The organism is Paenibacillus sp. SYP-B3998 (assembly GCF_010820665.1).
GTDB lineage: Bacteria > Bacillota > Bacilli > Paenibacillales > NBRC-103111 > Paenibacillus_E.
On the sequence record NZ_JAAIKC010000004.1, the window covers coordinates 298,428 to 323,094 of the forward strand.

24 protein-coding genes are annotated in these 24,667 nt (G+C 41.0%); 21 read left to right on the forward strand and 3 right to left on the reverse strand.

The genetic code is table 11. The annotated features are described in order from the left end of the window. The first annotated feature begins 176 nt into the window (after positions 1-176). From GK047_RS14110 to GK047_RS14200, 19 genes are all read left to right on the forward strand, one after another. A complete protein-coding gene (locus GK047_RS14110; RefSeq protein WP_163947508.1) occupies positions 177-614 on the forward strand; it encodes a hypothetical protein in 438 nt (145 codons plus the stop codon). Next, positions 608-1,426: a tyrosine-protein phosphatase gene (locus tag GK047_RS14115; RefSeq protein ID WP_163947511.1), complete on the forward strand. Its 819-nt coding sequence runs from the start codon at positions 608-610 to the stop codon at positions 1,424-1,426. Before GK047_RS14110 ends, GK047_RS14115 begins: the two co-directional genes overlap by 7 nt. A 150-nt stretch (positions 1,427-1,576) precedes the next feature. Continuing rightward, positions 1,577-2,332, forward strand: coding sequence for a YveK family protein (locus GK047_RS14120; RefSeq protein ID WP_163947514.1), 756 nt, complete (start codon positions 1,577-1,579; stop codon positions 2,330-2,332). Then, entirely contained in the window at positions 2,313-2,993 is a 681-nt protein-coding gene (locus GK047_RS14125) for a CpsD/CapB family tyrosine-protein kinase (protein ID WP_346010339.1), read from the forward strand. Before GK047_RS14120 ends, GK047_RS14125 begins: the two co-directional genes overlap by 20 nt. A 261-nt stretch (positions 2,994-3,254) precedes the next feature. Beyond that, on the forward strand, positions 3,255-4,142 hold the full coding sequence (galU, locus tag GK047_RS14130) for a UTP--glucose-1-phosphate uridylyltransferase GalU (protein WP_163947521.1): 888 nt from the start codon (positions 3,255-3,257) through the stop codon (positions 4,140-4,142). A gap of 11 nt (positions 4,143-4,153) precedes the next feature. Further along, a complete protein-coding gene (locus GK047_RS14135; protein ID WP_163947524.1) occupies positions 4,154-4,846 on the forward strand; it encodes a sugar transferase in 693 nt (230 codons plus the stop codon). Positions 4,847-4,870: 24 nt separating this feature from the next. Further along, the gene (gene fcl, locus GK047_RS14140) at positions 4,871-5,812 is read left to right on the forward strand and encodes a GDP-L-fucose synthase (RefSeq protein WP_163947880.1); all 942 of its coding nucleotides are present in this window, start codon (positions 4,871-4,873) and stop codon (positions 5,810-5,812) included. A 24-nt stretch (positions 5,813-5,836) separates the two neighbouring features. Further along, positions 5,837-6,829 carry a GDP-mannose 4,6-dehydratase gene (gene gmd / locus GK047_RS14145; protein ID WP_163947527.1) on the forward strand — a complete coding sequence of 331 codons (993 nt, stop codon included), beginning with the start codon at positions 5,837-5,839 and terminating at the stop codon, positions 6,827-6,829. Positions 6,830-6,904: 75 nt separating this feature from the next. Beyond that, complete coding sequence (locus GK047_RS14150) at positions 6,905-7,522, forward strand: acyltransferase (protein WP_163947530.1); 618 nt, start codon at positions 6,905-6,907, stop codon at positions 7,520-7,522. 71 nt (positions 7,523-7,593) lie between these two features. After that, positions 7,594-8,922 carry a lipopolysaccharide biosynthesis protein gene (locus GK047_RS14155; RefSeq protein ID WP_163947533.1) on the forward strand — a complete coding sequence of 443 codons (1,329 nt, stop codon included), beginning with the start codon at positions 7,594-7,596 and terminating at the stop codon, positions 8,920-8,922. Between the two features lie 38 nt (positions 8,923-8,960). Then, positions 8,961-10,112: a glycosyltransferase gene (locus tag GK047_RS14160; protein ID WP_163947536.1), complete on the forward strand. Its 1,152-nt coding sequence runs from the start codon at positions 8,961-8,963 to the stop codon at positions 10,110-10,112. Positions 10,113-10,135: 23 nt separating this feature from the next. Then, positions 10,136-11,473 carry a hypothetical protein gene (locus GK047_RS14165; RefSeq protein ID WP_163947539.1) on the forward strand — a complete coding sequence of 446 codons (1,338 nt, stop codon included), beginning with the start codon at positions 10,136-10,138 and terminating at the stop codon, positions 11,471-11,473. A 17-nt stretch (positions 11,474-11,490) separates the two neighbouring features. Further along, positions 11,491-12,711, forward strand: coding sequence for a glycosyltransferase (locus tag GK047_RS14170; protein WP_163947542.1), 1,221 nt, complete (start codon positions 11,491-11,493; stop codon positions 12,709-12,711). Then, entirely contained in the window at positions 12,650-13,990 is a 1,341-nt protein-coding gene (locus GK047_RS14175; protein ID WP_205516782.1) for a glycosyltransferase WbuB, read from the forward strand. Before GK047_RS14170 ends, GK047_RS14175 begins: the two co-directional genes overlap by 62 nt. A 32-nt stretch (positions 13,991-14,022) precedes the next feature. Continuing rightward, the gene (locus GK047_RS14180) at positions 14,023-14,613 is read left to right on the forward strand and encodes a WcaF family extracellular polysaccharide biosynthesis acetyltransferase (RefSeq protein ID WP_163947546.1); all 591 of its coding nucleotides are present in this window, start codon (positions 14,023-14,025) and stop codon (positions 14,611-14,613) included. Positions 14,614-14,645: 32 nt separating this feature from the next. Next, complete coding sequence (locus GK047_RS14185; protein WP_163947549.1) at positions 14,646-15,983, forward strand: UDP-glucose dehydrogenase family protein; 1,338 nt, start codon at positions 14,646-14,648, stop codon at positions 15,981-15,983. 1 nt (position 15,984) lies between these two features. Continuing rightward, positions 15,985-17,100: a glycosyltransferase gene (locus tag GK047_RS30380; protein ID WP_163947552.1), complete on the forward strand. Its 1,116-nt coding sequence runs from the start codon at positions 15,985-15,987 to the stop codon at positions 17,098-17,100. Next, complete coding sequence (locus GK047_RS14195; RefSeq protein ID WP_163947554.1) at positions 17,097-18,461, forward strand: sugar phosphate nucleotidyltransferase; 1,365 nt, start codon at positions 17,097-17,099, stop codon at positions 18,459-18,461. Before GK047_RS30380 ends, GK047_RS14195 begins: the two co-directional genes overlap by 4 nt. Before the next feature lie 183 nt (positions 18,462-18,644). Continuing rightward, positions 18,645-18,866, forward strand: coding sequence for a hypothetical protein (locus GK047_RS14200; RefSeq protein ID WP_163947558.1), 222 nt, complete (start codon positions 18,645-18,647; stop codon positions 18,864-18,866). A 328-nt stretch (positions 18,867-19,194) separates the two neighbouring features. Here GK047_RS14200 and GK047_RS14205 read toward each other — a convergent pair whose 3' ends face one another. Further along, entirely contained in the window at positions 19,195-19,623 is a 429-nt protein-coding gene (locus GK047_RS14205) for a DUF2621 domain-containing protein (RefSeq protein WP_163947561.1), read from the reverse strand. Between the two features lie 124 nt (positions 19,624-19,747). On the opposite strand from GK047_RS14205, the gene GK047_RS14210 reads away from it, so the two are divergent. Then, the gene (locus GK047_RS14210) at positions 19,748-20,875 is read left to right on the forward strand and encodes a deoxyribonuclease IV (protein WP_163947564.1); all 1,128 of its coding nucleotides are present in this window, start codon (positions 19,748-19,750) and stop codon (positions 20,873-20,875) included. 29 nt (positions 20,876-20,904) lie between these two features. Next, entirely contained in the window at positions 20,905-21,804 is a 900-nt protein-coding gene (purU, locus tag GK047_RS14215) for a formyltetrahydrofolate deformylase (RefSeq protein WP_163947566.1), read from the forward strand. A 58-nt stretch (positions 21,805-21,862) separates the two neighbouring features. Here the strand turns inward: purU and GK047_RS14220 are convergent, their stop codons facing one another. Continuing rightward, a complete protein-coding gene (locus GK047_RS14220) occupies positions 21,863-23,098 on the reverse strand; it encodes a DUF1501 domain-containing protein (RefSeq protein WP_163947568.1) in 1,236 nt (411 codons plus the stop codon). Positions 23,099-23,115: 17 nt separating this feature from the next. Beyond that, positions 23,116-24,423, reverse strand: a complete 1,308-nt coding sequence (locus tag GK047_RS14225; protein WP_163947571.1) for a DUF1800 domain-containing protein — start codon at positions 24,421-24,423, stop codon at positions 23,116-23,118. Positions 24,424-24,667: the final 244 nt, after the last annotated feature.

The following is a 24,667-nucleotide window of genomic DNA, read 5'->3' on the forward strand; positions in this document are numbered from 1 at the left end:
ACATTCCTCTCGATCAATATGAATAATAACATTATAACCATTTTGTTAGAATCATTATACCAGTCTCTGATACATAAGAAAACGAAAAATACAGATTTACTCTATATATCATGATACAAATTGTAACTAAATAAACTTTTTTAAAAAGAAGTAAACAAACGGATGGGGGATGTCTTGTGAACATGCAGAAACACAGTGAAGATATTCTCGCACTTGACTCGCCTGTTTACAGTCACATGAGAATCATCAGGATGTTTGGTAAAAAAAAAGAATCCAAGTTTACAGTGGTTACAATCGAAAAAATGAGTCAAAGAGGCCTGAGCTTTAGGTCATTTTTAAGGCTACCAATAAATGAAAATGTAGTCTGGAGTTTTCAAATCAGACTAGGAGAATCTTATCTAGTAGTAGAGGGGGTAATCCTGAACGCTAAGTTGACTCAACAAGGTTATGCATATGAGATGCAGTGGAACATGAGTGAAGAAAATAGTGAGCAATTGGATCAGTTAGCCGTGAGGCTGCCTCAGATGATTAAGTTGTATAACAAAGCTGCAAGAAGCTATAACCTGTATAGCAACGATAAGGCATCAAGGAAGCAAATCGACTTATTATGCTAATGATGAAGGAATACGGCCCCCTTGTTGACACTCACTGTCATATTTTACCAAATCTAGATGATGGGCCATCTTGTTTAGAAGATTCTGTATCTATGGCCCGCGCTGCTGTAGGGAGTGGCATCCACACGATTGTAGCTACGCCGCATCATGGGATTGGCAAGTATGAGAATATATCGGACTTCATAATAAAAAATGTAATTTGCTTTAATAAGGAACTGGTCGTCAGGAAAATTCCACTGCTCATACTAGCGGGTCAAGAAGTGCGCGTGCATAGTCAGCTAGTGGAGGAGTTATACGCAGGTAAAATTCTCACGCTAAATGGTACACGGTTTATCCTTCTCGAGCTTCCCTCATATGGTGTGCCAAGTTATTTTGATGAGCTGCTCCATGAAGTGTCTATTCTTGGTCTTAGGCCTGTAATCGCGCACCCAGAAAGAAATGCCCAATTTCTAAATAAGCCCATGGTGCTTCAACGATATGTTGAACAAGGCGCTTTATGTCAAATTACAGCTCAGTCCGTTATGGGCTTATTCGGGGCTAAAATCCAAAGGTTCACAATCAACTTATGCCATAACAATTGGGTGCATGTAGTGGCGTCAGATGCTCATAACCTTAAAAGCAGACCTTTCTTGTTAGAACAGAGCTACGAGTACCTGAATAAAAGAATTGGAAAAGAACAAGTGCAATATTTTAAGGATAACGCCTTAAAGATCGTTCGCGATGAGGAAATCGATTCTGTCATACACATGAATAAGAAAAAGAGCTGGTTTGTGCGATGGACTTATCGCAATTCGTATCACAAAAACTGGTGAAATAGGGATGTTCTTTGACAAGATTCAATAGGTTCAACCAGGAAAGTAAATAAATCATGTAATCTTGCTTGACATGATACATTATGTATCTTAGTATAAAGGATATTAAGATACATAATGTATCATAAAAAAATAAAAATGGAGGCCCATATGGAGCTAGAGCTTAAAGATTACGTTCAGATTTTTATGAAAAGGCTGTGGTTGATTGCAGCGGTAGTTGTAGTTACCACCGTCATAACAGGCATCATAAGTTTTTATTATGTTCAACCTGTTTATGAAGCTAACGCAAAGATTATCGTTAATAAGTCCGCTGAACGTCAAGGTGTCCAATACGTTGATCCGAACACGATTAATGCAAGTATCATGCTGATTAACACGTATAAAGAAATCATAAAAACACCGGCAATCATGGATAAAGTGTTAGAGCGTTATCCAGATATTAAACTCTCAGCAGGTCAATTGGCCAGTCGAGTCTCTGTTAATTCTACGAACGAAACTCAGGTTATAACGTTAACATCCAAGGACTTATCCTATAACCAAGCTGTATTGATTGTTAATGCTGTTGTAGAGGTATTTAAACAAGAGATTCCTGCCATTATGAACGTAGATAACGTTACGATCCTCAATAAAGCCAAAGAAATGGCAAATCCGAGTCCAGTAAAACACAATCCAATGAATAATATTGTTCTTAGCTTTCTCGTTTCTTTGATGGTTTCGTTAGGTATTGCATTCTTACTCGAATATCTTGATGACACAATCAAGAGCGATAGAGAAATCGAGAGCTATCTTGGCATCCCTACACTAGCTGTAATAACCAAAATAAAGTCAAAAGATTTATATGGAAGTTCCTCAACGAATCAACAAAGAATGGTTGGTGAAACGACTAGTGTCAAAATTAACCAATAATACTAAGATTCATGATTTAATTACGAGCTCAAATCCGCGATCACCTATTTCTGAAGCCTTTCGCACACTAAGAACCAATATCACTTTTTCTTCCATTGACCAGGAAATCAAAAAAATTCTGATCACATCCGCGCTTCCAGGAGAAGGGAAGTCAACGACAATTGCTAATCTAGCCGTTGCCTATGCACAAGAAAATAAGAAGGTGTTAATCCTTGATGCTGATTTGCGAAAGCCTACTCTCCATCAACGTTTCTTAAAATCTAACAGAGTGGGACTAAGTAATCTATTAGTCAATCAAGTGAAGGTAACCGACGTGATATTAGAAACGGATATTCCCAATTTATCTATTATAACTTCGGGGGCTGTTCCTCCGAACCCATCAGAATTGCTCTCATCTGCCAACATGCAGTTATTGCTGGAGCAGTTAATTAACGACTATGATCTCATTCTCATTGACTCGCCACCTACCTTAGCAGTTACTGACTCCCAAATCCTATCAACGATGTGTGATGGCGTTGTTTTCGTTCTCAACTACGGGAAGGTAAAGCGTCGGTTAGCCAAAAAAGCGTTGTTAAGCCTAGAGCATGTTAAGGCTAGAGTGCTTGGCGCCATCCTCAATAATAAGCCTAGCAAAAAGAACGATTCTTTTTACTACAATTAATCATCAATTTCAATAAAGTAAGGACACTCTTGTATGAGGTAATATCTACTGAACCTTTATCACTGTAGATACTCGATCATGCTGTGGGCGTATAGACGCCTTAGACGTTAATCGTCAATGGTGTGATGTGAGGGTGGGTTAAATGCCCTGTAGTAAAAGTGCTAGTTATTCTGTCTTCACTTATTAAGACAGAATAACTAGCACTTTTATACAACCAGATGCATGGATGAGGAGTAGATTTAGAAAAATGGAGGTAACTGTATGAAAAGAGTTAAAAAAGCGATTATCCCAGCTGCTGGCCTAGGAACAAGATTTCTGCCTGCGACTAAAGCGATGCCTAAAGAAATGTTGCCTATTGTTGATAAACCTACGATTCAATACATCGTCGAGGAAGCCATTGATTCTGGCATCGAAGATATCATTATTGTAACGGGGAAAGGCAAACGCGCCATTGAGGATCACTTTGACAGTGCTTTTGAGTTAGAACAGAAGTTGCTAGAAACTCATAAGTTGGAACTGCTCGAGGAAGTGCAACGATCCTCTAATATGGTTGATATCCACTACATTAGACAGAAGGAACCCAAAGGGCTCGGGCACGCAGTATGGTGTGCGAGGAAATTTATAGGGGATGAACCCTTCGCGGTTTTGTTAGGAGACGATATCGTCAAAGCGGAGGTACCATGTTTACTTCAGCTAATCAATCAATACGAATTAACAGGTAAATCTGTCATAGGTGTCCAACCTATTCCCGAAGAATTTACGCATAGGTATGGCATTATCGATCCGGTTGAGAAATATGGAAGATTGTATCAAGTGAAAAACTTAGTTGAAAAGCCAAGTAAATCGAAGGCCCCATCTAATATGGCGATTATGGGCAGATATATTTTAACGCCTGCCATTTTTGATTTCCTTGAGAAACAAGAGTTGGGTGCTGGCGGCGAAATTCAGCTAACTGATGCCATTCAGAAATTAAATGAGCTTGAGAAAGTGTATGCTTACAATTTCGAAGGCACGAGATATGACGTGGGTGAAAAATTAGGGTTTATACTGACATCTCTTGATTTTGCGTTAATGAATAAGGAACTTAGTGCTCCGCTAATGGCTGCGCTAGAAGAGATACTCAATAGAAAAAATACTTATGTTGGATAGGAGTATGAACTATGAGTGTATCTGATTTAGAAGTAGTTGTAGAGCGAAACAAACCCTATCAATCAACCCAACAGCCGATTACGCTCAAACGTAACCTCACCGGTTATCTCTTTGGTAAGAGAGTAGCCGATATTGTCCTATCCTTTGTAGGCATTCTTTTTCTAACGCCACTCCTCGTTCTTATTAGCATCTGGATCAAAGTAGAAGACAGGAAGGGCCCTGTTTTATTCAAACAAGATCGTGTAGGTAAAGACGGTAAAGAGTTTCATATGTATAAGTTTCGATCGATGGTCAATAATGCCGAAGCGCTTTTGCCGGACTTGTTAAGTAAAAATGAAGTAAGTGGAGCTATGTTTAAAATTAAAGACGACCCTAGGGTAACGAAAGTCGGAAAATTTATTAGAAAAACTAGCATAGATGAGCTTCCCCAATTATGGAATGTTCTAAAAGGTGAAATGAGTCTGGTTGGACCAAGACCAGCGTTACGTAGAGAAGTTGCCGAATACACGGCTCATGATAAACAAAGATTGATTGTCACACCTGGCTGTACAGGTCTTTGGCAGATCAGCGGAAGGAGCAACCTGGGATTTGATGAAATGGTTGAATTGGATCTGCAGTACATCTCTGAACGAAGTCTTTTCAATGATTTCAAAATCATCTTGAAAACGGTGGTTGTTCTGTTTGGCTCCAAAGATGCTTTCTAATATCAATTACTAATGAGGTGCATGATGGAACAAGGGGCTAGGATTTATGTAGCTGGACATAGGGGTTTAGTTGGTTCAGCCATTTTGAGGAAATTGGAAGCGAGCGGTTATACAAATTTAGTGTATCGCAGCAGTTCTGAATTAGACCTTAGAAATTTTGATGAAGTTCTCTCTTTTTTTCTCAAGGAAAAGGTGGATTATGTCTTCTTAGCAGCTGCTAAAGTTGGGGGCATTGTAGCTAACAATGATTACCCGGCTGACTTTATTAGAGACAATCTGCTCATTCAAACGAATGTGATTGATGCAGCATTTCAAACAAGGGTTGATAAACTACTATTTTTGGGTTCAACGTGTATTTATCCGAAATTAGCTCCTCAGCCGATTAAGGAACAATATTTGTTGACTGGAGAGCTCGAACCTACGAATGAGCCTTATGCTATAGCCAAGATTGCTGGAATTAAAATGTGTCAGTCCTACAATCGTCAGTATGGAACGAAATACATTTCCGTCATGCCGACGAATTTATATGGACCAAACGATAATTTTGATTTGGAAAAATCGCATGTCTTACCTGCATTAATTAGGAAAGTTCATGAAGCCAAAGAGAATAATGAACCTCAAGTGGAAATTTGGGGCAGTGGAACACCCAAACGAGAGTTTTTACATGCGGATGACCTAGCGGATGCTTGCTTATTCCTAATGGATAATTATGAAGCGAATGAAATTATTAACGTAGGCGTTGGCCAGGATATTTCCATTAAAGATCTGGCAGAGCTGGTGAAGCAAGTGGTTGGTTATGAGGGGGAGTTAACTTATAACACATCTAAGCCAGATGGCACTCCACGAAAGTTAGTTGATGTAACCAAAATCTCTAATCTCGGTTGGCACGCGCAAATTCCGCTGGATGCCGGAATTCGCTCCGCCTATCAGTGGTTTTTGGATCACCACGCTTTGATTACAAAATAACAACATAAAATGGAGGAAAGCATAATGGTATCAGCTTTAATTACAGGAGTAACAGGGCAAGACGGGTCATATTTAGCTGAATTTTTGTTAGAGAAAGGGTATAAGGTATATGGTCTTCGTAGACGTACTAGCACACCTAACTATGAGAATGTCGCTCACATTAAAGACAAAATTGAATGGATTTCTGGCGACCTAACGGATTTGGCATCGCTGATTGAGGCTGTAAGAATCTCTCAACCTGATGAAGTATACAATCTTGCTGCACAATCCTATGTAGCTGCATCATGGCCGCAACCTATTGCAACGGGCCAAATTACGGCATTATGTGTGACGAATATGTTAGAAGCCGTAAGAATTGCCAAGCCAGATGCGAAATTTTATCAGGCGTCCAGCAGCGAAATGTTCGGGAAAGTGGTAGAAACTCCGCAAAAGGAAACAACACCATTTTATCCACGCAGCCCTTACGGTGTGGCTAAGGTTTACGGACATTGGATTACGGTAAACTACCGCGAGAGCTTTAATATGTTTGCTTGCTCAGGAATTTTATTTAATCATGAGTCACCGCGTCGCGGCTTGGAATTTGTTACACGTAAAGTAACGGATGCTGTAGCAAGAATTAAACTAGGCGTTCAAACGGAGCTTAGAATGGGTAATCTGGATTCCTTACGTGATTGGGGCTTCGCTGGCGATTACATCAAGGCAATGTGGTTGATGCTTCAACAAGACGAAGCGGATGATTTCGTTATTTCAACAGGTGAGATGCATACAGTAAGAGAGTTACTTGAAGTCGCGTTCTCTTATGTAGGCTTAAATTATGAGGATTATGTCATCATCGACCAAGCCTTTGTCCGTCCTGCTGAGGTTGACTTGCTGCTTGGAGATTGCACGAAAGCCAAAGAGGTTCTGGGTTGGGAACTTGAGGTTGGTTTTAAACAATTGATTCATATGATGGTTGATGAAGATTTGAGAAGAGTTGCGGCTGAGAGCAGATATAATGAACTCATGATTTCACGTTAAACACAAGGTTACCCAATTGAATACATAGTAAACAGGGGCATCGAGAGATGCCCTATTTGGGGAGAGAAAAATATTTTGAGCTTAATTAAAAAGTTATATTTCTATCTGATTTACCTCTATAACAAAATTATTTTAAAAAAGCAACGAGTGCACATTACGAATAAGACCATTTCCAATATTCGCGGGAAGCTCTTTGTTAATAATAAGGGGAAACTGACAATTGAAGATCATGTGAGAATTAATTCACGGTATAGAAACAATCCAATCGGTGGTCAGACTTTTACAAGCTTTGTCGTGAGCGCGAATGCGGAACTCATTATCAAAAGTGGCGTTGGGTTATCGAATTCAGCCATTGTAGCTCATAAAAGGATTGTCATTGAAGAAAATGTTTATATCGGTGGCGATTGTAAAATCTACGATACAGATTTCCATTCCTTGGATTACGACACTAGGTTGGCGAATGATAACGACATCAGAACGAAAGAGGTAACGATTGGCAAGGGAGCGTTCATTGGCACGGGCAGTATCATTCTAAAAGGTGTAAGGATTGGTGAAAAAAGCATCATCGGAGCAGGTTCTGTTGTGACTAAAAGCGTGCCGCCCAACGAGATCTGGGCCGGAAATCCAGCGAGGTTTATTAAAAAACTGGGGGAAGAAGTAGAGAAAAGCTACGCCAATATACGATCATTATAGTCGGAGATTAGGAGAACATGATGGAACTTTTCTTGAAAAAATTACGATCTAAGGAACCAAGCAGATCTTCAATGGTTAAGAGAAGTATACTCATTAATTTCGGAGTGAAAGGGATCTCTATATTCATAAACTTTTTACTGGTTAGAGTCACGTATGATTTTTTGAAAGATAAAGAAACCTATGGGGTTTGGTTGACCATTCTGTCTGTTTTGTCCTATATCTCTCTTTTTGATATGGGATTAGGAAATGGTTTGAGAAATAAGCTTGCTGAAAAAATTTCATTGAAACAATTTGATCATGGAAAAATGTATGTCAGTACAGCATACGGCGTGTTAGGCATAATTGTAGGAGTACTCATTCTTATCTTCCTAGCTGCTAATCAATTTTTACATTGGAATGATATTTTTAATATCACTAGTGATAAAGTGAAGTTGGATACCCCAATTACGATCATCTTGGTTTCCTATCTGTTTATCTTTTTCTTCTCCTTAATCAACTCCGTTTCGTTCGCTAATCAAGACTCATCCATACCAGGAATAATTACGTTGATTACCAATCTGCTTATCGTAATTTCTATATATGTATGCCATTTAATGGGTTCATCTAGCATTTTTACATTGAGTATTATTTTTAGTGAAGTAACGCTGCTAGTCCTAATTTGCGCAAATATATATTTATTTTCATATAAATATAAAGATATAGTACCCAAGAGAACATTAGTAAAAAGAGCGGTAATTGGCGACATCCTTAATGTTGGGGTGAAGTTTTTTCTCATACAAATCATGTCTATGGTCATTTTTATGAGCAGCAGCATGGTTATCCTTCAATCCTTGGGGGCTAATTATGTAACTGAATATCAAATTGTATATAAGTATTTCAGTGTTTTCATCATTGCCTCATCCTTAATCATGACGCCACTATGGTCGGCTTATACGGATGCTTATGTTCGAAAAGATTTTGTATGGATCAGGAACACAATCCGCAAGCTAGTTAAATTGATGATCCCTTTAACGATTTGTATTTTTGGCTCTATATTCTTTGCTGATTTTGTTATCAAGATTTGGATGGGAGAGTCTTTTAATATTAGCCTGAGTTTGTATCTATTAATGGCTGTATACACAATGATCTACATCTGGATCAGTATTTTCGCCTATTTACTCAATGGTACGAACAAACCGAATATTCAGCTGATTACTTTATTGATAGGAGGAATAATTAACATTCCGATATCCTTATATTTTGCTAAAACTTTGGGTCTAGGCAATTCAGGGATTGTACTGGGGTCGATTTGTGCCTTATCCTTATTCGCCTTGGCAGGACCGATTCAAGTTTATTATGAATTCTATAATAAAAAGCGCACGCAGGAAGGCCCGATTACAAGCCTTGAAGGAGCAGAATGAATGTATGAAAAACAATACGATGGAAAGTGTTGGTCCCTATGAATATTGTATATTTATGTAATTACATGCTGGATGATGTTTTGGCGCTCAGGAAAAACCAGAATACGTATGCACAGGCAGCTAACAATAAAATCAATCAAATTAGAACTTCCTTGGAACTAAACGGGCATGAGGTGTCGATTCTTTCCAATGCTTTAATGAATAACAGGTCTTTTAAATGGTTTAAGGGATTTAACAGTAAGCTGGATAAAAACTTGTTTTATATTTCCATCTTTGATTTTCCTCTTTTGAACACCCTCTCCTCTATTCTCTTTATGTGCTTTCGCATATTCAGGATGCATCGGAAAAAGAAAATTGATTACATTCTCTTCTGGAATTATAAACCAGAGGTGGCCTTAGTCGCTTACATATGCAAATGGATGCTCGGCATCCGGATCATTGTTGATTATGAGGATGGTTACTTTACTTTGCAGCATATCGGACGTAAAAGGCATATATTTAACTTCGTTGAAAAAGTAGTAAGTAAATATGTGGATGGGGCAATTCTCATATCTGAACAATTGATTTCCAGGATCAACGATAAGCCGTACGTTATATTAAATGGGTTAACCAATCAAAAGGTTTTGAATTATAAAGGAGAAAGGAAAAAGTCTGACGTCATAACGCTGATGTATGCAGGCGGACTTGATTATGAAAGAGGCATTGATGTATTAATTCAAGCGTTAACGTATACGAATCAACCGTTTATTTTAAAGGTTTCAGGTAAAGGTCCCTTAAGCGACATGTTTGAAAAAGAGAAAGATCCCAGAATTCAGTTCTTGGGATTCTTGGATTATGAAGAATCGATTAAACAGATGTATGAGTCCGATATTTTAATTAATCCGCAACGCGAGAAAATTGAATTTGCTCAAGCGTCTTTTCCTTCCAAAATATTTGATTATATCGCTACAAATAGCTTGATTATTTCTTCGAATATCGGCAATATGCGGAGATTTAGCAATAATTCATTTTATATTTATGAAGAGGACGATCCGAAGGAATTAGCAGCGAGAATAGACGAAGCGATCCAAGATATACAAAGTAATGTGATCACAGAGAAAAAGTTAGAAATCAGTAAGATTAGAGATAAATTTCTTCCTAAAAATGTGGGCAGGGATATCCTTCAAACCTTAATGAAGAGTGAGTCATAGAAGAGAAACGAGGTGAAACTCATTTGGACCGGTTCATTAGACCGCTCATTATTCTTTTGCTAATTTTTTCTGTGTTGCCCTTTTTACCAGAAGCTCTGACAGACATTTTGGCAGGTCGAACATCGTATTATAAATTTGCGATTAATCAACCGTTATTTAATTTAAACCTTCGGTATATGAAAGATTACGTACTCGTCTTATTATTGCTGCTAATCGTCATGAAAGATGCTGGTCAAAGATACAAACGTGCATTTGAGCAGTCCTTTCTTTTTTACTATTTGTTCATTTTGTTAATTCTTTATGGTGTCACTGTCATGGCTGTAGAGTTGAACGTATTTAGTATCCCTCAAGTTTTAGCTGGCTTAAGGCCGCTGCTCTTAGCATTCGTGGGCTTTAAAGTATTGAATCACTTTAAAGATGTTAGATTTTTGAAGCTGTTTATGAAAGTTCTGATTAGTTTACTTTTTATAGAGCTGCTTGTTATCGTAACCCAATTCTATATATTTACCAAGGTCTACGGCATCGTTAATCCGTTCTCCCTGCGCTTGATTGGTACATTCGGCGGGATTGCAGTATCCGGCTACTTCGCTGTCTCTACATCCTGCATAGTGTTTGTGTTGCAAAGCAAAGGAATTAAAGATTTTCAGATGAGGCACACCTATTTGCTTCATATGGCTTGTTTTCTGGTCGCTGGATGCTCTGGAACTAGGACGGCTATTATTGGTTGTATGCTAGTCATACTTACCTCCGTTGTCCGATCGATTATAGCGAAGGATGGAACGAAAAGGGCGAATTATTTAATTATTAGCATTCTTGCATTTTCAAGTATTGTCGCATCCCTTGTGCTACAATTCGTAACAAAAATTGCGGACCGCGGCGATATCCTTCAAGTTCAGCTTGAAAACGGCAGGATTAAAATTATTACTGATTATATAACGAATAATTCGTTATTTAATATTTTATTCGGAAAAGGAATTGGGTATGGAACCAACGCAAGCGTCATTTTGAACAGGCAATATGAGCTGAACATGCAAACAGAAATTGTAGATGGCACAATCAATTCCATTATCATGCAGTATGGATTTATCGTTATGTGTCTTGTACTCCTATTGACGATACGATGGGGTATTCTCTTTGTAAACAACAAGGGGGCGATTAGTCTCAATGCCATCCTCTTGTTAAGTGTTGGGGCGCTGCTTTGTTTTGCAACGAATATCTTTGAGCAATATGTGTTAATGTTACTCCTCACTGTAGCTTACTACTTACAAGCGGCTCATTTTGACAATAAAGATGAGAGTAAGCAGCAAGTTCACGATCAGCCCTTATCTACGAATACGTATAGAGCACGAATACCATTATGAAATGAAAGAGGTAGAGTATGAAAATTTTGCACGTTTTACCTCACTTGGCTACTCGCTACGGAGGCCCCGTCAAGGCGGGCATAGAAATGGCTAGCTCATTGGTGAGGCTGGGCCATGAAGTAAGTATTTTTACAACAAACATTGATGGACCGGGTAATTTAGATGTCCCCTTGGATGCTCCAGTATTTAAAAATGGGGTTGAAATCAGGTACTTTCCGGTACAACAGCCAAGATTTTGGCATACCTCACTAGCATTGGCCCGCGCTTTGAAAAAAGAAATACCGAAGTATGATATCGTCCATATTCACTCGCTATATTTATTTCATAGCCTTGTAACGGGCCACTATTGCAGAAAGTTTAATGTGCCCTACATCGTACGTCCTCACGGTACATTAGATCCATTTATGTATAAACGTCATCGTTTAAGAAAAAGCGTGATGGAAGTATGGTTTGAAAACAATAATATTAAAAAAGCTGCCGCTCTTCACTATACGGCTGCGGAGGAGATGACATTAGCGGAACCAGTAACGTTCAATGCGCCCGGGTTTGTTGTTCCCAATGGTTTGAACGTAACGGAATATGATCATTTACCCGCTAAAGGAAGCTTCCGTCAGGAATACCCTGAATTAGAAGGGAAGAAAATCATCTTATTCTTTAGTCGCATTAACTTCAAAAAAGGACTCGACATCTTGATTGAGGCGTTCCATCTTGTTCATCAAAAGCATGAGGATACGGTACTTGTCATAACCGGACCAGATAACGAGGGCTACGGCGATAAAGTAAGAGAGTGGATTCAAGCTAAGCATCTCACCGATAAGGTGATCTTCACGGGGATGCTGACAGGTGATAAGAAGCTAGCTGTTTTAAGAGATGCTGATTTGTTCGCATTACCTTCGTACTCCGAGAATTTCGGTATCGCGGTCGTTGAAGCTATGGCTTGCGGAGTGCCAGTAGTCATCTCGGACAAAATTAATATTTGGCGAGAAGTCGTTGCTAATCAGGCAGGAAGCGTATCGCCGTGTGACCCCGTTCAATTCGCGAAGGAAATGAATGTGTTATTGGAAGATCAGCAATTAAGCGAAACAATGGGGATCAACGGGCAAAACATGGTTAGAGATTACTACCAATGGGATAAAATCGGACTCTCCTTAGAGAAAGAATACACGCATATCCTGCATGAAAGAAACCGTAACGGGCTGCAATCTGCCCAAGTCAGAGGGGATGCCAGTGTCAACTAATAAAATATTGCTATACAGCATTAACTATGCGCCTGAATTGACAGGGATAGGTAAATACAATGCTGAAATGGTAGCGTGGTTAGTCCAAAATGGCTATGAAGTGCGCGTCGTCACGGCGCCTCCCTATTACCCTGAATGGAAGATCAAACAAGGTTATTCTGGGAAAACGTATACCAATGAGCGAATGCACGGAGCTGAGGTGTGGAGATGTCCATTGTGGGTACCTAAGAAGCTATCAGGTGCGAAGCGTTTGATGCATTTGGCCTCTTTTGCTGTAACCAGCATTCCTGTGATCATCAGACAAATGGCATGGAAACCTAACTTAATCATTGTTGTAGAACCGCCATTGGCCATTTCGCCAGTGGCTATTTTATTGTCCAAAATGTTCAAAGTGAAGAGTTGGCTGCATGTGCAAGATTTAGAAGTGGATGCGGCATTTGATTTAGGCATTTTGCCTCAAAATAAAGGCATCAAATCCATTGTTATGGGTGTAGAACGATGGATGATGAAGAAATTTACGATTGTTTCGTCGATTTCCAGCTCTATGAATGATCGTTTGCTTAAGAAAGGGGTCGCCCAAGATCAAATTCGATTTTTTCCAAACTGGGTCGTTGTATCGGATATATTTCCACAGCGTCAGCCGGTATTGACTTACAGAGAGCAGCTTGGTATCCAAGGCGATGACGTTGTTGTTCTATACTCGGGCAATATGGGAGCGAAGCAAGGCTTGGAGATCTTGCTTGAAGCAGCGGAAAAGCTAGTTACGAACCCTCGAATTCGATTTATTTTGTGCGGAGACGGTGCGGCGAAAGAAAAGCTTATGGAAATTGCCGTGCAAAAAAAATTGCGCAATGTCGATTTTATCCCTTTGCAGCCCAAAGAAGCCTTGAACGACTTGCTGAATACGGCGGACATACACGCTTTAATTCAGAAAAAGAACGCGTCCGATTTAGTCATGCCCTCGAAGCTCACAGGGATGCTTGCTAGCGGCCGTTCCATTATCGCTACTTCGGGCGAAAACACGGCTCTCTACGATGTTATGAAGAAAGCGGCAGCAGGCATTGTTGTTCCGCCAGAGGATCTGGAGCAGCTAACAAAGGCGATACAGCAGCTCGCTCAAAATGAATCAGGCCGAACGGTGTACGGTCGCAATGCTCGTGAGTATGCTCTGAATTGTTTAAGCATTGATTCTATCATGGCGAATTTTGAAAAGGACTACACAGACTTAGTAAGTCCGAGGAGCGTCACGAAAAGTAGAGCCAATATGCATACGCATTAATAACCCGTTGTTTCAATAAGGAGTAATGGATTGTGAAAAACAAAATTCGATTAGACCTCTACAACCAAGATTGGTACACGAGAGGGAGAAATAGCATTGTTGTCTTGCTCTGGTGGTTTATACAAGGAAGTGTTTTTAAATACTCCATTCATAATATGTATGGCTGGAGAAGGTTTCTGCTTAGACTGTTTGGCGCAAAGATTGGCAAGAACGTTCAGGTGAGAGCTTCGGCAAGATTCACCTATCCATGGAAAGTAGTCATCGAAGACTATTCTTGGATTGGAGATAACGCTGAATTGTATAGCTTGGATGCTATACATGTTGGGAAGCATTGCGTAATTTCTCAGAATAGTTACTTATGCACGGGAACTCATGATATTCATGATCCCCACTTCGGCCTAATTACCAAACCAATTCATATTAAAGATGGGGCTTGGGTGGCAAGCGACTCGTTTATTTACCCTGGCGTTACGATCGGTGAAATGTCTGTAGTGGCTGCTAGAAGTACGGTTATTAAAGATATTCCAATGAACGAGGTTCACGCAGGAGCCCCTGCCAAATATCTCAAACAACGATTTGAAGCAGCTTCGCTTTTGGCCTTGGACACCATATCGGCAAGCTAACTAATTTGAAGAGAGAAATCGGAGGAGTAGAAATGAAAATAACTGTCATTGGAACCGGCTATGTTGGATTAGTATCCGGTGTTTGTTTTTCTAACCTTGGTAATGAAGTGACTTGTGTAGATAAAGATAAATCAAAGATTGATATGCTGCATCGTGGGGAGGTTCCTATCTATGAACCTGGGCTCAAAGAGCTGATCGAACATAATGTGCAGGAAAACAGGCTGTCATTTACAGGTGAACTGGCTCATGCAGTCAAAGAAGCAGAAGTTATTATTCTCGCCGTCGGAACGCCTTCCCTACCGAATGGCGAAGCCAATCTGCAATATATTGAGCAAGCTGTAAGAGAAGTGGCTCTTGCGATGAATGAATACAAAATCATTATGACGAAAAGTACAGTACCTGTTGGAACGAATGAGCGAATCAGTCAAATTATAGGTCAACTAACGGAGCTGCCGTTCGACGTTGTTTCTGTGCCTGAATTCTTAAGAGAAGGATCAGCGGTGAAAGATACGTTCAACCCAGACAGAATTGTTATTGGCGTTAACAGCCAAAGAGCAGAAGAGAAAATTGTACACCTGCACAAACCCCTTACAGAAAATATCATCGTGACGGACGTTCGGAGCGCCGAAATGATTAAATATGCGTCCAACGCTTTTCTGGCAACGAAAATTTCCTTCATTAATGAAGTTGCTAACATATGTGAAAAAGTCGGCGCAGACGTAACGATGGTTGCCAAGGGAATGGGGCAGGATCGCCGGATTGGCTCCTCCTTTTTATCGGCAGGTATCGGGTATGGAGGCTCCTGTTTCCCCAAAGATACGAATGCGTTGATCCAAATAGCGGGCAATGTCGAATACAATTTCAAATTACTAAAAGCGGTAGTCGAAGTGAATACAGATCAACGCTTTAATATTATTGATAAATTAACCAAAGTATTTGGCGATCTCGAAGGTAAAACAATTGGTATCTGGGGGTTGGCGTTTAAACCGAATACAGATGATGTAAGGGAAGCCCCAGCGATTGAAATTGTTGAAACATTAGTCAGATTAGGAGCTAAATTAAGGCTTTACGATCCAATTGCCATGGAAAAGTTTAAAGGTATTATCGGGATTAAGGGTTTGGAGTATTGCACGAATGCGCTTGAAACGGCGATTGGCTGCGATGCAATCTGCTTGCTCACGGAATGGGATGAATTTTGCAAGATTGATTTATCCGAATTAAAACGAGTCATGCATACACCTGTCTTGATTGACGGTAGAAATGTATTTAGTGAGCAGCAGATCAGGGATACCTCCTTTCAATATTATTCGATCGGTCGCCCGCAAATCACTCGTCTTACCGACGTGGAACAATTAGAACGAGTCAATTGATGTGAAGACAGTAGCGTATTACATATCTGACTACGGATACGGTCACGCAGCTAGAAGTATTGCTGTGATTCGAGGTTTACTAGAACGCAGTCCCTCCTTACAAATAAGGATTTGTACGGCGTTCCCATTAAACTTCGTCAAGCAATCATTAGCTGCGTTTCCCCAAGTCAAATATCGAGAGGTTGTTAATGATATAGGATTCTTTCTCGCAGAAAACTCGCTAGAGCCTGATATACCAAGATTAAAGCAAGCATACGATCAATTTATGGCAACCGCTTCAGAGCACATTGCAGAAGAACAGGCATTCTTATTGCAAGAAGCCATCGACATCGTTATTTCTGACATCGCACCAATCCCTTTTCTAAGTGCGGATCAACTAGGGATTCCCTCCATCGGTATCTCCAATTTCACTTGGTATACGGCATACAAAGCCTGGCTACCAGAAAGCAAATTACATTTTTTGAAACAGGCCTACCGTAAGATGGATCATTTTATTTCATTAGCTGGGTCTGATGAGCCTCCTTGGGGCAAGCGTTCGAATCAATCCTTTGATTTTATTAGTAGAGAAGTAAATCCTATGGAAGTAGAACGAATTACACGCAGGATGAACCGCGATCCCTCCAAAATACTTGTTTATATAGGTTTTGGTATGAAAGTGAATATCGCTGAGCTTTCTTCTTGGGCGATTTGGAATAGCAGCAGCGCTACTTTTATTGTTTCACAAAGCCATGCTTTCGAGCATCCCAATGTCACGGTAATCCCGAATGATTATGCAGAATCTCAACACTATATTGCTGCATGTGATCTGGTCATAACCAAGGCAGGATGGGGGACAGTTAGTGAGGCAATTAGCAGTGGCAAGCCTGTATTTATTATTAATAGAAACGGTATGCAGGAGGATAGCCATACGATCCGATATCTGCAAGAAAGGAACCTTTGCAAGTTAATCGAGTGGGAGGATGTACCTGTAATGTCCATCGAACCAAGCTTGTTGTCAGAGCAGCAAAGAAAGCGGCGCCAGATTATACCAAGCTTGGATCACAAAAGTGAAATTCTAAGTTCAATTATGAACCTAATCGAAAAAAATAACCATGAGAGAAGGAAGGAAACGAGATGAAAATTGTCCTATTATCCGGAGGCTCTGGTAAGCGCTTATGGCCATTATCCAATGATTCACGTTCTAAACAGTTTCTTAAAGTGCTAGAGAATGAAGAAGGAACGATGGAATCGATGGTTCAACGTGTATGGCGACAAATTGAGAAAGTGAATCTGGCTGAATCCACGTATGTCGCTACGGGCAAAGGTCAACTAGATATGATCTATAGTCAACTCGGGGCCAGTGCGCCAATCATCGTAGAACCAGAGAGGCGAGATACGTTTCCGGCAATTGCGTTAGCGGCAACCTATTTATATTCCATTGCGGGTGTTGGTTTAAATGAAGTAGTGGCCGTGTTACCTGTGGACCCTTACGTTCAGAATGAATTTTTCGGGAAAATCAAAGAATTAGAAGACATGGTGATAGCGTCTGGTGCGGATCTCGCATTAATTGGCGTGAAACCGACGTATCCTTCAGAAAAATATGGCTACATTGTACCGGAAGCAACTGAGCATAGTTATTCGTACAGCAAAGTTAGTCACTTTACAGAAAAACCCCAAGAAGACCAGGCGAAACTTTTGATCCAACAAGAGGCGCTTTGGAATTGCGGGGTTTTTGCTTTTAAATTGGACTATCTCATTAATCTGCTTATTGAAAAAGGGCTGCCGATTCAATATGAGGAAATGGTCAAACAATATGGTGATTTAAGTAAAATCAGCTTTGACTATGAAGTTGTTGAGAAAGCTAAGCATGTGGTGGTTACGCCGTATGAGGGCTATTGGAAAGACCTGGGTACTTGGAATACGTTGACAGAAGAAGTGAACTCTCATTTGATTGGTAACGGAATTATTAGTGATGATTCGAAGAATACCCATGTAGTCAATGAATTAGATATTCCAGTTACGGTTATTGGTTTATCGAACATAGTAGTGGCCACGAGCCCCGATGGCATTCTTGTTGCTGATAAAGCAATGAGTCCTAGAATTAAAGACATTATGAAAAATATAGAGCAAAGACCCATGTATGAAGAGCGTCGTTGGGGTTGGTATAAAGTACTGGATTACAGTACGCTTACCGAAGGAAGCCAAGTGCTAACCAAAAGAATCTGCATACACGCAGGCAAGAATTCCAGTTATCAGCTTCATCACAAGCGTAGTGAGGCCTGGACGATTATTTCCGGCGAAGGAGAACTCGTGTTAAACGAGAAGCTGATTCATGTAAAAGCAGGGGATGTTATCCAAATACCGATGCGTTCTAGGCATAGCATTCGTGGGATTACCGATTTAGAGTTTATTGAGGTGCAAACAGGAAGTGAACTTGTCGAGGAAGATAACATACGGCTTTTCATGAGTTGGGAAGAAATTGCGCAAACTGTGATTTAAGATTAAATAACGCCCTGAAATTGTCTAACAGGCAATTTCAGGGCGTTATTTATTTTCAAAAAATAGATAAAATATCGATTACCCCCTTGCTTTGTTACATATCGTATCATATAATATGAAATATATACATATTGTAACAGGAAGCGACATTTGTTTTAACAACCTATGAGGAGGGGCCAATCGATGATAAATATTGACATGGTTTTTTGTGTGCAATGCAATTCAATATTAGCCAAAGGGAAGGCAGATAAAATTTTTAAGACAGGATATTACAAAACGACAATTCCCTTAGGACATTGCAAAGAGTGTGCTTGTGCAAAAAGACAAGAGTTTGGTATCGAAGTCATTCCAAGTGTTCAGGATTGTCGGACAGAATATGTAACTCCTGTTGCATTATTTGCATAAGCGAAGATCCTCTTACAATGATTTCTAGATGGTATAAGATAGGTGGTAAGAAGGAACATATGCCTAACGAATAGAGAGGCTGGATATCTTGGAAACGTTGGTTATCTAGCATCGGATGTCTTATATTGGGAGTCGCGGCCCTGCTCATAGCATCTTATTATATGCCATAGCCAATTTTCCACTGGATGCAAAGCGCAGGACAGTAAGCAAGATTTCCTGCTGACACGAAAAAGTAATTTATTCATACAACATAATGTAATCGCTTTCATTCAATAGAGAAATTAAAGCCACCCCTTTACGAATGTACGTAGGAATGGCTTTTTTGCATTTAATTCAACAGATGCTTATAAGCGCTATAATCAATCTGCTGCTTTTCCAGGAAGCTCATTAGGCTCTTGTAATCGCGCCGTGGTGTAGCAAGGATATAGCCTTCAATGCAGTGATTCCTTGTTACTTCGTTTGCCCCTTTTTCTAGAGCAACTTGCCCTATTCGCGCAGCAATGGAATGCTTGGCGATATCCCGGAAAGCCGTAGGTACAGGAGATACTAATTGATCTAGGAACAATTTGGACTCATCAGTCCATAAGTGTCGAGAGGTGTCGACATAATGATTTTGCCAGTCAAGTTTGGATTTTCCGTCTTCCTTGGGAAGTACTTTGAGAAATTTACGGAACATGAAGTATCCGCCTACGGACATAAAGAACAGTAAAACACATACCCAAAAAATGATGAACCACATAAAAAAATCGTTAGCCATGTATTTGTCACCTCAATAAATTTGCAAATTCATATCACATGAATTATACCTTATTTCTAGATTTCTTGCGACATTACGAGTAAAATAGGGGAAGCACCGAACAACTGTAAAGGAGTTATCGACTATGCCTAAGATTGGTTCGCACGTTTCGTTCTCAGATAAAGGTCTGTTAAATGCAGCTGAAGAAGCTATTTCATACGGATCATCTACATTTATGATATATACGGGGGCACCGCAGAATACCCGCCGTAAACCGATTGAAACCCAATATATTGAAGAAGGCAAAGCTTTGATGGACAAGCATGGGATTGGAGAAATTGTCGTACATGCTCCTTACATCATCAATCTCGGTTCTTATAAAGAAGATACGTTCGAGCTGGCTGTGCGCTTCTTGCAGGAGGAAATTCACAGAACGGATTATATTGGAGTTCGCAATATTGTCCTTCATCCAGGCGCATACACGGATAAAGACGCCGAATTCGGCATCGCACGTATTGCGCAAGGCTTGAACGAAGTCCTTGAAGGAGTTAAAAGTACGAACGTTAATATCGCCCTGGAAACGATGGCAGGCAAGGGGACAGAGATCGGGAGAAGCTTTGAGGAAATTGCCGCAATCATGGACAAGGTACAGGATAACGCTAGGCTTACGGTATGTTTAGATACCTGCCACATTCACGATGCAGGCTATGATATTGTTAATGATCTTGACGGTGTACTGGATCATTTTGATCGCGTGGTTGGCTTGAACAAGCTGGGTGTTATTCACTTGAATGATAGTAAGAATCCACGCGCAGCCAGCAAAGACCGTCACACACCGTTAGGCTCTGGATGGATTGGTTTCCAAGCGATGAACAATGTGGCGAATCATGAGAAGCTGCAGCATTTACCGATGATTCTGGAGACGCCTTGGATCGGCAAAGAAGACAAAACCCAACGCCCGATGTACGAGGTAGAGATTGCGCTGCTTAGCGGTAATTTAAGCGAGCGCTTTGGTAGTGAGTTCTTGGATCAGGTGGAGCGGATTAACCATTTGCTCGGGAAAAAGGATATTCATCATCGCGATTTCGTGTTGAACACGTGGGAATTGCTCAAAACAGATGCAAAATCGAAAAAAGCCGACGGCCGCGAGCCAATGGAGCGCTTATACGATATCATTCATGAAGAGCGTCTTCTACCAGAGTTAAGTGAAGAACAAATTAATCAACGTCTAGTCGTATGGCTTGCAGGACAAGAGGTCTTGAAGCACGCTTAATCTATATGTGAATGCTCAGGAGGAACAACATGGATGTGGTAAATAACGTCGCCCCGGCTCGGGGGCATATTTCAAACGCTAATCGAGCCAGAATGCTCATTTCGTGTCCAGATCAGCCTGGAATCGTAGCAGCAGTATCGCAGTTTTTGTTCGAATACGGAGCAAACATCGTTCAATCAGATCAGTATACAATGGACCCGGAAGGCGGTATGTTTTTCATCCGCATCGAATTTGATTTGCCTGATCTGGATGCGCGTACCGAGCAGCTGAAAAAGGATTTTTCCCAAGTTGCCGACAGGTTTCATTTGGACTGGAGCCTATCCTTGGCAAGCCGCAAGAAGAAATTGGCGATTTTTGTTTCCAAGGAAGATCACTGCTTGCTAGAGTTGCTATGGCACTGGCGAGCTGGGGATCTCAATGCGGACATTGCGATGGTTATTAGTAATCATCCAGATATGCGCTCTCTGGTCGAGCCATTCGGTATCCCTTATCATCACATTCCAGTTACAGCGGATACGAAGGCGGAGGCGGAACGTCAACAGTTGGAAGTCATTGGGGAGCACGTAGACGCGATTATTTTAGCTCGTTACATGCAAATCATTTCACCGACGTTTATTAAGCATTACAGCAACCGCATCATTAACATTCATCACTCCTTCCTTCCAGCCTTTGTAGGGGGGAAGCCTTACGCACAAGCCCACAACCGTGGGGTGAAAATTATTGGCGCGACGGCGCACTATGTAACGGAAGAGTTGGATGGCGGACCGATTATCGAGCAGGACGTGCAGCGAGTTAGCCACCGCGATAACGTTGAGGATTTGAAGCGAATAGGTCGTCATATTGAGCGAATTGTTTTGGCTAGAGCTGTCGCTTGGCATGTAGAAGATCGGGTCATTGTACACAACAATAAAACGGTTGTATTTAACTAAGGTCGTATTCATGTAAGGTTGTATCCTGCTGCTTAAGGGGATGCAACCTTTTTGCTGCTTATACAAAAGGAAGCTTCTCAAAAGACCTGCCTAGCGTGCTTTTGGCATCCCCTTTCAGCCAGTCGTCGAGTAATGTGTAGTAAATAGAACGGAAATCGACCTCATATTGCAAATCACCCTGAATAAGTTTCGTTAAACTTGGGTGTTCACCATATAAGCCTCCTTTCACAGGATCTCCCATGATGAAGACAGGAGCAGCCGTTCCATGATCTGTCCCTCCGCTGCTATTCTCCTTCATCCGACGACCGAATTCAGAGAAGACCATCATGACCACATCTTTGTGTGTGTCGTTAGCCTTCAGATCTTGATAGAAGGCACCGAGTCCGCTGTCCAACTGCTTTAATGTTCGGACATGCTGCTGCTTTTCCTGGGCGTGATCGTCGAAGCCGCCTAATTGCACATAATAAACCCGCGTGCCCGTTCTACCGGCAATAAGCTTCGCTGTTAATTGCAAATCACGGGCAAAATTTGTTTCTGGATAAGTGACTTTGCTTGTATAGCGGTTAGCTATGTTCTGGATGGCGGTTACATTTTCGAAGGCTAGCAGTCCTTTTTGGCTAACGGCTTGCAGCAAGGCATGATTCGGTTTCTTTTCGTAAATGTCCAATAGTGTATGAGTCATTCTTTCCTGCTGGTAGGCTGATGTTTTTGTGCCGTAAGCGTGGAAATTTTCTAAATTTTGAACGACGGGAACATCGAAATCGGGAGAAAGAAAGGCTTTGCTCACAACGCCGCCAATTTGAATAGCAGGGAGCATCTGTTTGGAAAGCGAGGTGCTCACATATCGGCCTAGCCAACCGGTTTTGGCGAGCTTTTCGGGCTCTCCGGTTTGCCAAATATCCATTGAACGAAAATGTGAAAGATCAGGCTTCGGATATCCTACACCTTGCACAATAGCTAGCTTCCCGTCTTTAAACATTTGATGCAGTTCCGTTAAGCTAGGATGAAGTCCAAGCTGATTATTGAGTGGAATAACTTCATTTTCCTTATAGCGAAGGGTAGGTCTGGCATCATAATACTCGCCATGTCCATAGGGAATAACCGTATTTAGACCATCATTGCCCCCGGAAAGCTGAATCACAACGAGAATTGGCGATTTGGCGGCAAGCTTGAACTCATCTTCGCCTGCAAGCATAGCGCGGCCGGTTTCAGAGCCTAGGATTGTGCTGCCAAAGCTTAATGAAGCGATTAATTTCGCGCTGTGTTTTAAGAAATCTCTTCTAGTCAGTTTCATGACATTACCTCCCTATTTCACTTCAACTGAGACTCGGGACACATCATTAATAGCTGCAGGATTAGTCGAGGATCAGGCTCCTTTTGGAGCAAATTCTCTTCAGCATAGGTAGTTAATCCATGACAGGTTGCCTTGCTTAAGGTACTGATATTGAGCTGCTTGGACCATATTTTTATTTTGTCTTCCATGGATAGCTTTTCAAAGAGGGTAGGGGTAGAAGGGACGAACCATTTGTTGGTAGTTTGACTAGCCGCCCATTCAGCGAATTGAAAACGCACGAGTTGATAGGTGGTCATGAGCCAAGCCTCGTGTCCTTGCCAGCCTGAAACATTAGGCGGATTGTACAAATCATGACCCATGGCTCTCGTCGCATTCATCATATATCTGGATAAAGGGAGGGAGAGCAATTTGCTAATCGTAGCCACATACTCAACAGGGGATTTGATAATGGACATGAAGATGCTCTCTTCATAGAATTCATCCGATAAGAAAATATCCGATAATAAATCCCCGATATTCAGCGATTTTGCCAGCTTGGAGGAGGTACGATCAATCCATGCTTGAGAAGGCGCTGCATGAACAAAGGCTTGCAGGAGCTTGCGCGCAAGAAAGGAGTAGAATTCTTTTTGTGAAAGTAAAACATCGATGACGCTGGCTGTGTTTAAATTGCTTTTTTTACCCAAGACTTGCTTGACGCCTTCATCATGCTGCTGACGATCAAAAGAGACAAAGTCAGTATTCCGATCATAACCCCATCCTGTTAAAGAGCGAGCGACTTCTTTCACATCCTGCTCCGTGTAGTGCCCTCGTCCAAGAGTAAATAGTTCCATCACTTCTCGTGCATAATTTTCATTCGGACTCCCTTTCCGATTAAATCCAGCATCGAGCCATATCATCATAGCGGGATCAATGCTAACAGCCTGGAGCAGATCGCGAAAGGAACCTAGCGCATGCTTGCGAAAAAGATTGTTTTGTCGAACCATAAGGGGCATGAGATGAACTTTGGAAATGGATGTAGTGAAGTGGCTATGCCAAAATAAAGTCATTTTTTCGATGAGAGGGGTGCTCGTATGAATCATTCGATAGAGCCAATATAACTGCTGATCGGCAAGTAGATCGCCATCGAGTTCTTTGTTGTCAGCTTTCAATTGACTGATATCTATGAGAGCGTCTGAGGGCTCCGTTAGAGGTATACCAGAAACAAGGCGCCTTACGGTTTCTTTTTTTCCATAGGAAAGGCAGGCTTTGATTTCTAGGTTGCTTGCTCCGAACGCAGCGCGATTTAACAAGTGTATGACTTCCCGTTCCGTCCATGCAGATGGCATGTCCAGCACCTCCTTGGGAGATTGATAGGAGACAAGCATATCGACGACATAAGGGATCGACTATATTGGTTGCTCTAAACAAAATCTGCCATATTTATGATAAAAAAGAAAGGGTATATTAAACTTAGACGCAATATGATACGTTTTGTTTCAGTAAACTTCAAAATAGCACGAATCTATTTAATTGGGCTAAAAGTAACCAAATAGGCTGTTACCTCCCTTGGATTGCTATACGTATCAGGTT